This is a genomic window from Gluconobacter potus, assembly GCF_015244705.1.
Classification (GTDB): domain Bacteria; phylum Pseudomonadota; class Alphaproteobacteria; order Acetobacterales; family Acetobacteraceae; genus Gluconobacter; species Gluconobacter potus.
On record NZ_JABCQF010000022.1, the window covers coordinates 1 to 12,517 of the forward strand.

Below are 12,517 nucleotides of genomic sequence, written 5' to 3' on the forward strand. Positions count from 1 at the left end.
CCTGCGACACTCGCAGGTAGTACCGCGTCACTATCTCTTAAATCGTTCATGCTTCATAGCTGAACCAGACCAGAAATATTCAGCAAGGCGTCAGTCGCCGGGAGCTTACGAACCACCAGTAAACCGTTTGCCATGGGCCAAAATGAACCGGAAGCATCTCCCAACCGCAGCCTGAGCGCACGAGATGGCGCAGAGCATTGATGATCTCACGGAAATCGGTTGTCCGTTTCCGACCACGCCGGTTCGCAGGGGGCATCAGAGGCGCTATGCGCTCCCATTCCTCATCTGTTAGATCAGACGGATAGCGTTTCGTCTTGCGTGTAATTCCGGCCATGCGGCCTCGTTGTGCTGGCGTCCACATCCTGCCTTTGAATCACGCTCAAAACCTCTTGAAAACCTATCATAGAGAATTTCCAAAAGGGCTCTGAATAGCTCTACTCCCTGCCATGAATGTGAACACTGCGAAAGGCTGTTTTCGGTAACTCCATCCCGATAGCCGACTGTCTGTTCCCCCCCCCATTGCGGTCAAAGCGCATTATTTTTGCAGCATCATTTCCGCCATTCCATCCAGCCTTGCCTTATGCCGTTCCCAGTCTGGCGTGACACGTTCCATAAGTCCCCAGAATGCCGGGCCATGATTGTGCTCCTTCAGATGACACAGTTCATGCAGGATGACGTAATCAATGCAGTCACGCGGGGCTTTGATCAGATGCGGGTTCAGCGTGATAGTGCCGCCCGGTGAGCAATTGCCCCATTGTGTCTGCATCACCTGAAGCTTCAGAACTGGAGGTGTTCTGACCCACAGCGTTGTGGGAAGGAGAGCGTCCAGGCGGTTTCGAAACACCTCCTGCGCCCGCGTAAAATACCAGAGTTCCAGCAGCTTCTGAATCCGTAAGGCATTGCGGTCCTGCACGGACACCTCCAGCCGTCCGCGCAACATCCGCACGGTCTCTGGCGCATCAGGCTGATGATGCACCTTCAGAAGATGCCGCCGCCCCAGATAGAAGTGGCTTTCCCCGCTGACATACGCGCGCGGCGTTGCATGTTCCCGCACCGCCCGGAAATCGCGCAGTTTCTGCCAGATCCAGCGGGTTTTCTGGTGTAGCGCCTTCTCCAGATCCGCATCGGATGTGCCTTCAGGGATGACAGCCTCAACACGCAGGTCCGGATGCACCCTGATCCGCAGCGTCGTGCCAGGACGTGCACGGGGCAGCAGTTCTACCCGGATCTGCTCACCGCCATAGGTCAGAACGCGAGAAGGGGTTTCTTCCATGCTCAGCCACGCAACGGATCAGCAGGTCCGGCCCGCATGATCTGGATGACCTGCTCAATCATCTCTTGCGCCTTGTCCACGCCAAAGCCTGCCTTCTGGCCCGTGCTGAACAGGAGGGGCAGCAGTTCTTTCCTGACCGCTTTTTCCATATCCGGTCGGCTGAGCGAGTTCTCCCGCACAGCCTTGTCCACAACTGTGTCAATCTGGAACGCCAGATCAATCCAGCGCTGGTTCTCTGCGTCTGTCTGCTTATGGTTAAAGATGGCCGCGAGTGTTTTCAGGAACACGCCATAATAAGCCTGCGCATGGCGATGCCCGTCAAAAACAGAGGGGATGTTCTCCAGCCTGCGGTTGGCTACCTGTTCCTCAAATTCCTGGAACAGCATGAACTGCTTGAGCGGATGGTCGAACAGGCTTTCCGCTTCCGCGATCACCTTGCGCAGCAGGGCCGAGAAGGCTTCCTTCGCATAGGGATCACCCTGCATCTCGTGGTCGATCATCTTCGTCACACGGGTGCGGATCAGATCCGTCTCGTTGCGGGTTTTTTCTTCGGTCCAGTTTTCTGGCTCATTGTCTTCGGTCTTCTGGCCCATCTTGCCGACCGCATACAGGCCGCCAGACTCATGGACCTTTACGCCTGCCACATGCCGGTCCAGCAGTTTTTTCACCTGTTCGGCATATTGGTCGAAATCGACTGTTTCCCCCGTATCCTGCAGCACCATCTGCCGCAGGCTGGTCAGTTGCTTCAACGTCTCCTTGTAGGTGGCGCGGTCCTTTTCCGTGAAGCTGGTGTCTTCAAAGAACGCCACGGATTGCAGCGCCACCTTCAGGCAGGCCGCAAACTTCGTCAGTGCCTCATAGAAATCATCCCGGCGCTTGAGGTTCACGTCCACCATCTGGCCGTGTTCCTCCACCATGCGGGGCATGAGCACGGCGCGAAGCTGCTGGAGGTCGCTTCTGTTCTTCACACTGTCAAAAATGGCCCAGAGTGCTTTATGCAGGGCCGGGAGCTCGCGGTATTCCGTGCTCATCTGGCTATACAGCCCGGCAATATCCTTCGGGTCATACCCGCCGACATTTTCGGCCGCCAGCTCGTCATAGCGGGCAAGCGTGGTGTCCAGTTCTGCCAGAATGCCGCGATAATCAATTAGCAGGCCATGCTTCTTCTGGTCATGCAGCCGGTTCACACGCGCAATGGCCTGAAGCAGATTGTGCTGCTTCAGCGGCTTGTCGATATACAGCACTGCGTTCTTCGGTTCATCAAAGCCAGTCAGCAGCTTGTCGACCACGATGATCAGCTTGAGGTCCGGGTCTTTCTCGAAGCGCTCGATCACGCCACGTGTGTAGTCATCCTCGCTCTGGCTGCCGACATTGTCCTTCCACCACTCCTGAATCTCGGGCTGTTTGCGCTCATCCACTTCCGTATGGCCTTCCCGCGTATCGGGCGGGCTCATGACCACAGCGCTCTCGAACAGACCGACCTCATCCAGATACTGTTTGTAGCGAATGGCGGAGAGCTTGCTGTCACAGGCCAGCATGCCCTTGAGGTCCTTGTCGATATTGTTGTCAAAATGAGTTGCCAGATCCATGGCAATCAGCCGGATGCGGTCATCGGCCTTATACACCTGATTGGCGCGGGCAAAGCGCTTCTTGAGGTCCGTGACCTGCTCTTCCGTCAGCCCCTGCGTGATGCGTTCAAACCACGCATCAATGGCCCGGTCATTCACGTCCAGATCGGGCTTGCGCTCTTCATAGAGCAGGGGCGTCACCGTCCCGTCCGCGACGGCCTGCTGCATGGTGTAGGAGTGGATGATCTTGCCAAAACGGTTGGTGGTCTCACTCCCTTTGAGCAGCGGCGTGCCGGTAAAGGCGATGAAGGCGGCGTTGGGCAGGGCATGCTTCATGCGGGCATGGTTCTCACCGCCCTGACTGCGATGGCCTTCATCCACCAGCACGATGATGTCTGCACTGTCATTATGGCATTCGGGATAGCCGGTGGCGGTGTGGAACTTGTTGATGAGCGAGAAGATGATGCGTTCCTGCCCGTGCCCGATCTGCTGCGCCAGACGGCGGCCTGAGGTGGCCAGCGCCTCTTCCTTGTCCTTCTTGTCCGCCAGTTCACCACCTGTGGAGAAGGTGGTGCTCAACTGGCGTTCCAGATCCTTGCGGTCTGTCACGACAATGATGCGACATTGCTTGAGGTCATCATCCAGAATGAGCGCCCGGCTGAGGAACACCATGGTGAAGGACTTGCCAGACCCCGTAGTGTGCCAGACCACGCCACCTTCACGCCCGCCATCGCTGCGGCGGGACTTGATGCGTTCCAAAAGGCGCTTGATGCCAAAGACCTGCTGATAGCGGGCCACGATCTTGCCCGCTTTACGGTCGACCAGCGTGAAGTATCGCGTCATGTCCAGCAGGCGCTGGGGCGAGAGCAGGCCAATCAGCAGCCGGTCCTGATCCGAGACATGCAGCGGACGGGAGGCCCAGTCTTCGAACCATATCCGGGCTGGGGGTTTTCGATCGACAAACAGCACATCTTTCTGTGCACCCGAAAGCGGCGTGTTCTTGAGCGCCTCCATCTGGCTTTCGGGAATGTCCTCTTCCTTCCAGCTTGCCCAGAACTTTTTGGGTGTGCCGCAGGTGCCATAGCGTCCGTCATGCCCGGTTATGGAGAGTAGAAGCTGGCTGTAGGTAAAAAGCTGGGGGATTTCATCCTTGTTCTGGTTGCGAATACTCTGGGAAATCCCGGCCTCCACAGTCGGGCCTTTGCCCGGCTGGCCATCGGGGCGTTTGGCCTCGATCACCGCCAGCGGAATCCCGTTGACGAAGCAGACGATGTCCGGCCTGCGCGTCTGCGTCAGATCCGTGCGCAGGACGCTGTATTCTTCGGTGAAGGTAAAGCTGTTGTTCTGTGGGTTCTGCCAGTCGATCAGCGCGATGGTCGGGTTGGCCTGACGTCCGTTGATGAATTCCTTAACCGCAATGCCGAACAGCAGATGCGTGGTCATCTTGTCATTGGCATCGCGCAGGCCGGAGACAAAGTCCGGATGCGTGACGTGCGACATCAGCGTATCAATGGCCTGATCGGATAGGCTGTGTTCCTGTCCTTCAAATGTAAAGCGCCGTTTTTTCAGTTCCGCCCGCAGGAGAGAGTCCAGCACCACGGCGTCCTGTTTGCCGCCCCGCAACGCCAGCGCCTCGGATGGCGGCAGAAACTGCCAGCCGAGGGTGCTGAGCAGGGCCAGTGCGGGCAGTTTGGCGCTGTATTCTTCCTGAAATTTCGGGACGGAAACCATGTTTTCAAATATCCTGTAAGCTGAAATATCTTAATCGACCGTCACGCGGCGTTTGCCCGTGAGAAGCTGCTGCATCAGGGCTTTCTTTTCCTGACGCAGGCGGGTGAGGTCGGATTCAATGGCGGTGATTTCTGTGTCCGCTGTCGTAAGGACGGCAGCGATGGCTTTCTGTTCGGAGAGAGGGGGAATATGAATCTTCATGTCTCTAATATCATTGAGACTGATATTGAGTTGAGCAGCGCCGGCAGCTTTATCTTCAATTTCCTTTTGTATCTTTTCGGATAGGTACAAATAAGAACTAAACTGCTGATCTCCCGTTGCTTTCGACCTAATGCGTCCGACGCGTTGATTGAGATAGCAGGGTAAGTTCTTATTTTTTACCCATGCAAAATTGGATAAACTTCCAGACATTCCAAAAATGAAATCATTTATTTTTAGAGAAAATTTTTCCAATCCAGATAGGCTGTTTAAGCGTATTCTTTTGCAGTTTTCTAAATTCAGTGTTCCATCTTTGAGATCACTCATTCTGATCACGGGCATACCGTTCGCGTCATCCGTGAACTCTGAGCTTTTAAATGCAAATCCAGTATCAATATGAGCAATTTCTGATATTGCTCCTATTTTCCACTCCCCCGTGAACCCCGGCAGGCGTTTTTTGCCTGTGAGGAGTTGTTGCATGAGGGCTTTTTTCTGCTGCTGGCTGTTGGCCAGAAGCTTCTCCGTCCCCTCAATCGCACGATCCCACGTCGAGAGGATCGCCGCGATCTTCTTCTGTTCGGGAAGTGGGGGAACTAATACGTTTACAGCATGAAGATCGTTACGATTGACGCCAGGAACGCCTGTTTTGTCGCTAAATTTTGAGAAATCAAAATTAGACAGAAGATAATAAAGATATTTTGGATAGTTGCCGTGAAAGTCTTTAACCCATAGGGCTGTATTAAGAGGCCAATATGCCTCTTCTACATAAAAAACATCACCGATTGATCCGTATCGTCCTGTAACAATGCCGGGAGCAAGTGCTTTGGCAGTGTCGTGAAAACCACTTGCTCCGCTAGAAGAAATAATTGGCACAGAACCTTCAGATCTTTGAGATTGGGGCAAATCAAACCCACGCTGGAATTCGGCGACAGCCCCAAGTTTCTCTTTTCTCCACCCCTCAGGAAGCATAACCGAGTTCCTCCAGATAAGCGTCCATCTGGGCTTCCAGCTTCGTCAGTTCCTCCTTGATCTCGACTCGTTCGGCCCGCACAGCATTCAGGTCAATTTCCGCTTCTTCCTCAAACGTATCGACATAACGCGGAATGTTCAGATTGTAGTCGTTCTCCCTGATCTCGTCCGGCGTGGCGAGATGGGCGTATTTGTCCACGTCCTTGCGGGCGCGGTAGGTATCCACAATCTTCGTGATGTTCTCCTCGGTCAGCACATTCTGGTTCTTGCCCGCTTTGAACTCCCGGCTGGCATCAATGAACAGCACGTCCTGCGTCTTGCGGTCCTTGCGGAAGATCAGGATGGCTGCCGGAATGCCTGTGCCGAAGAATAGCTTTTCCGGCAGGCCGATCACCGCATCCAGCAGATTTTCCTCAATCAGCTTCTGGCGGATCCTGCCTTCCGAACTGCCCCGGAACAGCACGCCATGCGGCACGACCACGCCCATGCGGCCCGTGCGATCTTTCAGGGTGCTGATCATGTGCAGGATAAAGGCATAATCGCCCTTGGTCTTGGGCGGCACGCCACGGGCAAAGCGGTGATGCACGTCTTCCGCCGCGTCCTCATGGCCCCATTTATCAAGGCTGAAGGGCGGGTTGGCCGTCACCACGTCAAAGCGCATCAGGTGGTTTTTGTCATCCAGCAGCTTGGGGTTGCGGATGGTGTCGCCCCATTCAATGCGATGGTTGTCCTCGCCATGCAGAAACATGTTCATCTTGGCAAAAGACCATGTGGAGCCAATGGCCTCCTGCCCATATAGGGCGTAGTCCTTGCTGCCTTTGTGGTTCTGCGTCACCTGCTTACCGCACTTCATGAGCAGGGAGGCCGAACCACAGGCCGGGTCACAAATACTCTCACCCGGCTGAGGGCTCAGAATACGGGCCAGAAGTTCACTGACTTCCGGCGGGGTATAGAACTCGCCCGCCTTCTGGCCACCACTGGCGGCAAAGTTCTTGATCAGGAATTCATAGCCATTGCCGATCACGTCCAGATTGCCCACACGCGAGGGACGCAGGTTCAGGTCCGGTTTGGCAAAATCTTCAAGCAGATGCCGCAGAATGGTGTTCTTCTGCTTTTCATCACCAAGTTTGTCGGAGTTGAAGCTGATGTCTTGGAAGACGCTCTTGCCTGCGTCCTTCAGCTTGGTGCCATTGGCCTCTTCAATGGCGTGCAGGGCCTTGTCAATCCGCTCGCCATTGCCGGGTGTATTGCGGTCTTTATAGAGTGTGTAGAAATCCGAGCCTTTGGGCAGAACAAAGCGTTCCTGAGCCATCATGGCTTCAATCAGTTCGGGATTGTCGCCATATTCCTTTTTGTAGCTGTCGTAATGGTCCTGCCACACATCGGAGATGTATTTCAGGAACAGCATGGTCAGCACGTAATCCCGGTAAGTGTCGGGGCTGACAGTGCCACGGAAGGTGTCACAGGCGTTCCAGAGCGCCTTGTTGATGGTATCTTGTGAAATCTGCTCGGTCACGAAATTGGGTCCTGTTTCAAAACGTAAGGGAGTGTCAGTCCGCCAGAAGGTCTCTGGCAAGTCCGGTCATGATCTGGTGGTTGGTCTGGCGAAGGCGTTGCAGAAGCTCTTCCTCACGCTGTATGGCGTTGGCCAGACCCACAATCTGTTCCTGTCGAGGCAGAGAAGGCAGCACGACAGGCGTGGCCTCCAGCACTGGCCGGGCAATGTTGCGCACGAGCGTGGAACTCTGAGCGTTCTGCTCCAGATGCCGCTGTGCTGGCTCCTGATTGAGCCACCATGCCAGATAAGCAGGCAGCACATCCGGATGCATCACGCGCAGAAGAAAGAAGTGCGGAGCGGCGACGGCCTGAAGGCTGCCAATGCTCTCATCGATCAGAACTGCCTGTGACACATTGCCACGGGCAGGGAAGAGAATATCGCCCGGACGCAGCCAGTCTGGCTCACGCCGTCCGGCCACTTCGGTGCGCACGCAAGACGTCCAGTCCACGCCGGAAGGTGAGGTGTCACGCATCTGCACGACAACCGTCTCGGCCCCTTCGATTGGCTCGATTTTCCCTCGGAACGGGTGACCTGCTGCGACTGTTGCGATATCTGAGAGATTCGATTTATATGCGCGAACGTGCTTCATGCGATTATATAGGCGGCATAAATACGGCTCTGTCAACAATAAATATGCATGAATGACGTTCATGCAAAACGAAGGGCATCATTCAGCCCGGCTCTGGAACATGATACGCTGACAATCGCACCACATGTTATGCAAGGGAGTGGTTATGGTCGCCGATCATCTGAACGGACTGATCCGCTATCTCGGGCAGGATGACTGGAAAGAGTGTTTCGAGGAGGTTCTGGGCGACCATCTCGGTCCCGCTCTGGAAGCGGCCGATATGACCTTTGAAGACCTGGGCGAGGTCCTTGGTCCGGACGTCGCTATGACGCTCTGGGGGTGCGCGTTCGAGGACTTCCTTGGTCAGGACTGGGACGAGGGCCGGAATTTCGTCGAAGTCTATCTGAAGCGTCGGGGCTGGAAGGAGGGGTCGCGCAACAGCGCCTATATGCGGGCTCTCAAGGATTCCGTCATGAGCCTGTATGAGGTCTCCGATATCGTTCCGGGTCAGAGCCTGATGGCGCGGGATCTGCTGCGCGGTGGCAAACCCGTGCTGGTGCGTGAAGGCACGGCCACGAAGACACTCCGGCCATGGGACCGAATTGCCGCACGTCTGGTGCCGGAGGATGGTCATACAATTCTGGCTGGCGGTTTGCTGGCGTATTCACAGGATGCGTGTGAGGACCTTACCGAGCATCTCTATGATGTTCTGCGCCGTAAGCGGAGCAAGGCTGAATTCCCGACGGTCAGAACAGAGGTGCTGCATGATCTGGCGCCGATGTTCACACTGACCTGGCTGTTCCGCACCCTGGAGAACATGGCGGGGCTGAGAGAGCTGCCTGTCCTGTTCAATGGAGATGGGGAGGATCTGGTTTTCCACGATATCTGTTTTCCGCTCGCCAGGGGCGTGACCCAGAAAACGGTGGCGGAGGTCCTGGAGAAACTCTCTGGGCTGCGATCCGACGAGCGGTTGTTCTGGAACTGGTTGCGCATGCCGGAACAGAAAAAGGCCACATCGTCCCGTTCTTCGCATCAGGATGCACAGGCGCAGTTTCTGAGCAGTGAAATGGATGATGGCAGCATTGTGCTGGGAACGCTGGAACTGAAAGGGCGGAAACTCCGGCTGGAGGTCAATTCGAGGTCTCGTGCAGAGCAGGGGCAGGCGATGCTCAAAGAGGCATTGGGAAATCTTGTCGGGGCGCCGATAACCCAGATTATGACAGCTCAGCAGGCGATGGATGAACGGGGCAGGGAAGAGGGTTGTAAGACGCCAGACGTCCAGATCCCGCCAGGGGAAGAAGCCCGGATGCTCGCTGAGGTGCTTGAGCGTCACTACCGGAAGACGCTTGATGACGTTGTCCCGGCATTGGGAAACATGACACCCCGACAGGCAGTTCGTACGGCTACGGGTCGCAAGGCGGTGGCGGCATGGCTGAAACAGATTGAAAACACGACAGCCGGTCTGGGACGGGCGGAGGTGACATCATCGTTCAGTTTTGACTGGATGTGGAACGAACTCGGGATTGCAGGCTTGAGGAAATAGCTTGGTGTGTTTTCCTGTGGGGTGTCTGATTGCGGAGATTAAGATTGCATTCTGCGGTGATTAGCTGGCATATTCTCCGCAGAAAACGCGGGAAATATGGTGCGATACATCTATCAGCAAGCAGAATGGCCAGATTTTCGGTGGGACAAGGATGCTATTTCCCATGAGCTGGCCGCCGTGCGTCACCGGCAGGGGCGCCTCTTGGGGCGAATGGAAAGCCTCGGCTTCGATTTCAGGTCCGAAGCCGTGCTCCAGACCCTGACGGAAGATGTCATAAAGTCGAGCGAGATTGAGGGCGAAAACCTTGATCGCGAGCAGGTCCGATCTTCCATTGCCCGGAGACTGGGCATGGATATTGGTGCGCTGGCACCGGTGGATCGGGATGTCGAAGGCGTCGTGGAGATGATGCTGGATGCGACCAAGCATTATGCCGACCCGTTGACCGAAGAGAGACTGTTCGCCTGGCATGCGGCCTTGTTCCCGACAGGCCGAAACGGCATGTCACGCATTCTGGTCGGAGAGTGGCGTGATGACAGAACCGGCCCGATGCAGGTCGTGTCAGGCACTGTCGGACGGGAGAAGGTCCATTATGAGGCCCCGGCAGCCAGCAGGGTGCCCGCTGAGATGCAGGCCTTTCTTGACTGGTGCAACGCCGAGCAGGCACTGGACCCTGTGCTGAAGGCTGCCATCGCACATCTGTGGTTTGTCACCATTCATCCGTTTGAGGATGGAAACGGACGCATTGCGCGGGCCGTCGGCGACCTTATGCTGGCGCGCTCGGAACAGACAGACCAGCGTTTCTACAGCCTGTCAGCTCAGATCCGTCAGGAGCGGAAGGATTACTATGCCATTCTTGAGGCCACCCAAAAAGAGGATATGGACATCACGGCTTGGCTGCACTGGTTTCTGGGGACTCTGGATCGCGCCTTTGATCGTGCTGAACTGGTCCTGGGAAAAGTCATCCAGAAGGCCCGGTTCTGGGACAATCTGGCCGGGCAATCGATTAATAACCGGCAACGCCTTATGCTGAACCGTCTACTGGACGGGTTCGAGGGCAAGCTGACCTCATCCAAATGGGCGAAGTTGGCGAAGACGTCACCGGATACGGCTTTGCGGGATATTAATGGCCTTGTGGACTGCGGTATCCTCGTGAAGGAAGCAGCAGGTGGTAGAAGCACAAGCTACGAGTTGGTTTTTCCTGAGATGTAGGAGGGCGAGATGAGTGATGCTCGCTCATCGTGAAATCCGTCGGAATGGATAACTTGATGAATATATTGAATTATTAAGGTGTTGAAGGATCTCTAAAGTCGATTAACCAATCCACTCGCCAGTAGCAGTTTTCTTCGGTTGTGTGCCCCCGCAACCATACATATCCGTCTGAAAAGACAGAAGAAAAGCCACCCGATCGGGTGGCTTTTTTTGTGCCTAGAATCTCCCGCAGGAAACACATAGGAAACAGACGGAAAGGTACCGGGGCGCATTTTTGTCCACTTTCACAAATGCGTGATTGAAGAGCGGGGCACCCTATCGCCTGTTTCGGCGTATCATTCTAGGCTTGTCGAGTCAGGACAGCCCGCCCCCTGCTGTCCGTACCAGGAGACGCAGGATTACCCATGGCCGCAGATGAACTTACCGGACTGATCCGATATCTCGGTCAGGAGGACTGGCAGGACCGTTTTGGCGAAGTGCTTGGCGATCACATTGGTCCGGTGCTGGAAGCGGGCGACATCACCTTCGAGGATCTGGCAGAGATGATCGGTCCTGACGTCGCCATGACGTTATGGGGCTGCGCCTTCGAGGATTTTCTTGGGCAGGACTGGGACGATGGCCGGAACTTCGTGGACGTTTACCTCAAGCGTCGGGGCTGGAAGGAAGGGCCGCGCAACAGCGCCTATATGCGGGCGCTCAAAGCTTCGGTCATGAGCCTGTATGAAGTCTCGGACATCAGACCCGGCCAGAGCCTGATGGCGCGTGACCTGCTGCGGGGTGGTGATCCGGTAATGTTGCATGAAGGCACGGCCACCCGGACGCTCAGGCAGTGGGACCGCATTGCTGCGCGTCTCGTGTCATCCGATGGAAAGACCATTCTGGCAGGTGGGTTGCTCGCTTATTCGCGGGGTGCCTGTGAGGATCTGGCGACGAATCTTTACAAGGTGCTTCGAAAGCGGCAGGGCACGGCGGAGTTTCCGAAAGTCGATACGCAGACGCTGCGTGAGCTTGCGCCGATGTTCACGCTGACCTGGCTGTTCCGGACGCTGGAGGATATGGCGCGGCAGATGGATGGTCCCGCGCTGTTCAATGGAGACGGGGACGATCTGGTTCTGCATGAGGTTTGCTTTTCGCTGGCTAAGGGCGTGACGCAGAAGAAAGTCGCCGATGTGCTTGACGGGATCATGGCCCTGCGACCTGAAAACCGGTTATTCTGGAACTGGCTGAAAGAGCCGGCGAGTGGTCCCCTGCGCAAGGCTAGACGGGATGGAAACGGGCGGTTCCTGCGCACGGAGATGGATGATGGTGCGATCGTGTTGGGCACGCTGGAGCTGAATGGGCGGCAGTTGCGGCTGCAGGTGAACTCGAAAGAGCGTGCCGAACTTGGCCGTGCCTTGCTGCAGGCTGGTCTGGGTGATCTCGTGGGCACTCCACTCACGCAGATCATGACACCGGCGCAGGCAATGGAAGAGCGGGAGCATCACGGACGGGAAGCATCGCCAGCGCTGCAGATCCCGCCCGAGGAGGAAGCCCGGATTATCGGGCAGATGCTGGAGCGTCACTATCGGCAGGTGCTTGATGAGCCGGTTCCGGCGCTGGGGGATATGACGCCGCGTCAGGCCGTCAGGACAGTTTCAGGGCGTAAAAAGGTGGCGGCCTGGTTGAAGGGGATCGAAAACACTACCGCACGTGCCTCGGGTGGTCATGGAGCCATGGCCGCCTACAATTTTGGGTGGATGTGGAGCGAACTCGGACTCTCAGAACTAAGGAAATAGTCCGCTTACGCCTACATGTCGGACATAAAAGTGGGTTGGCTCGCCTTTCGCATAACGGACATAGTCCGCGCAGTCCCCCGCTATCACTTGGAGCCGAGAGTGGGGTGATCGTTATGGGAAATAAC

At 56.0% G+C, this 12,517-nt stretch carries 8 protein-coding genes and 1 pseudogene; 3 read left to right on the forward strand and 6 right to left on the reverse strand.

Features of this window, described 5'->3' with window-relative positions; translation table 11 throughout:
- Positions 1–109 precede the first annotated feature (109 nt).
- The 6 genes and pseudogenes from HKD31_RS15040 to HKD31_RS15065 form a co-directional block, all read right to left on the reverse strand.
- Positions 110–361 (reverse strand): annotated as a pseudogene (locus HKD31_RS15040) (transposase); the annotation flags it as partial.
- A gap of 174 nt (positions 362–535) precedes the next feature.
- Entirely contained in the window at positions 536–1,273 is a 738-nt protein-coding gene (locus tag HKD31_RS15045) for a M48 family metallopeptidase (protein ID WP_194265640.1), read from the reverse strand.
- A gap of 2 nt (positions 1,274–1,275) precedes the next feature.
- Entirely contained in the window at positions 1,276–4,572 is a 3,297-nt protein-coding gene (locus HKD31_RS15050; RefSeq protein WP_194265641.1) for a type I restriction endonuclease subunit R, read from the reverse strand.
- Between the two features lie 30 nt (positions 4,573–4,602).
- Positions 4,603–5,739, reverse strand: coding sequence for a restriction endonuclease subunit S (locus tag HKD31_RS15055; RefSeq protein ID WP_194265642.1), 1,137 nt, complete (start codon positions 5,737–5,739; stop codon positions 4,603–4,605).
- On the reverse strand, positions 5,729–7,255 hold the full coding sequence (locus HKD31_RS15060) for a type I restriction-modification system subunit M (protein WP_194265643.1): 1,527 nt from the start codon (positions 7,253–7,255) through the stop codon (positions 5,729–5,731). The genes HKD31_RS15055 and HKD31_RS15060 overlap by 11 nt, the downstream gene beginning before the upstream one ends.
- 34 nt (positions 7,256–7,289) lie before the next feature.
- Positions 7,290–7,886 carry a restriction endonuclease subunit S domain-containing protein gene (locus HKD31_RS15065; RefSeq protein WP_062493629.1) on the reverse strand — a complete coding sequence of 199 codons (597 nt, stop codon included), beginning with the start codon at positions 7,884–7,886 and terminating at the stop codon, positions 7,290–7,292.
- A gap of 145 nt (positions 7,887–8,031) precedes the next feature.
- Between HKD31_RS15065 and HKD31_RS15070 the strand changes: the two genes are divergently transcribed.
- The 3 genes from HKD31_RS15070 (at position 8,032) to HKD31_RS15080 (ending at position 12,392) form a co-directional block, all read left to right on the forward strand.
- On the forward strand, positions 8,032–9,408 hold the full coding sequence (locus tag HKD31_RS15070) for a hypothetical protein (RefSeq protein ID WP_011251452.1): 1,377 nt from the start codon (positions 8,032–8,034) through the stop codon (positions 9,406–9,408).
- 96 nt (positions 9,409–9,504) lie between these two features.
- Positions 9,505–10,617, forward strand: a complete 1,113-nt coding sequence (locus tag HKD31_RS15075; RefSeq protein ID WP_011251453.1) for a Fic family protein — start codon at positions 9,505–9,507, stop codon at positions 10,615–10,617.
- A gap of 404 nt (positions 10,618–11,021) precedes the next feature.
- On the forward strand, positions 11,022–12,392 hold the full coding sequence (locus HKD31_RS15080; RefSeq protein WP_194265644.1) for a hypothetical protein: 1,371 nt from the start codon (positions 11,022–11,024) through the stop codon (positions 12,390–12,392).
- Positions 12,393–12,517: the final 125 nt, after the last annotated feature.

What these genes read in the sequence shown, in the direction of transcription:
- HKD31_RS15045 (WP_194265640.1), bottom strand. Translation starts at nt 1,273, where the DNA reads ATGGAAGAAACCCCTTCTCGCGTTCTGACCTATGGCGGTGAGCAGATC.
- HKD31_RS15050 (WP_194265641.1), bottom strand. Translation starts at nt 4,572, where the DNA reads ATGGTTTCCGTCCCGAAATTTCAGGAAGAATACAGCGCCAAACTGCCC.
- HKD31_RS15055 (WP_194265642.1), bottom strand. Translation starts at nt 5,739, where the DNA reads ATGCTTCCTGAGGGGTGGAGAAAAGAGAAACTTGGGGCTGTCGCCGAA.
- HKD31_RS15065 (WP_062493629.1), bottom strand. Translation starts at nt 7,886, where the DNA reads ATGAAGCACGTTCGCGCATATAAATCGAATCTCTCAGATATCGCAACA.
- HKD31_RS15070 (WP_011251452.1), top strand. Translation starts at nt 8,032, where the DNA reads ATGGTCGCCGATCATCTGAACGGACTGATCCGCTATCTCGGGCAGGAT.
- HKD31_RS15075 (WP_011251453.1), top strand. Translation starts at nt 9,505, where the DNA reads ATGGTGCGATACATCTATCAGCAAGCAGAATGGCCAGATTTTCGGTGG.
- HKD31_RS15080 (WP_194265644.1), top strand. Translation starts at nt 11,022, where the DNA reads ATGGCCGCAGATGAACTTACCGGACTGATCCGATATCTCGGTCAGGAG.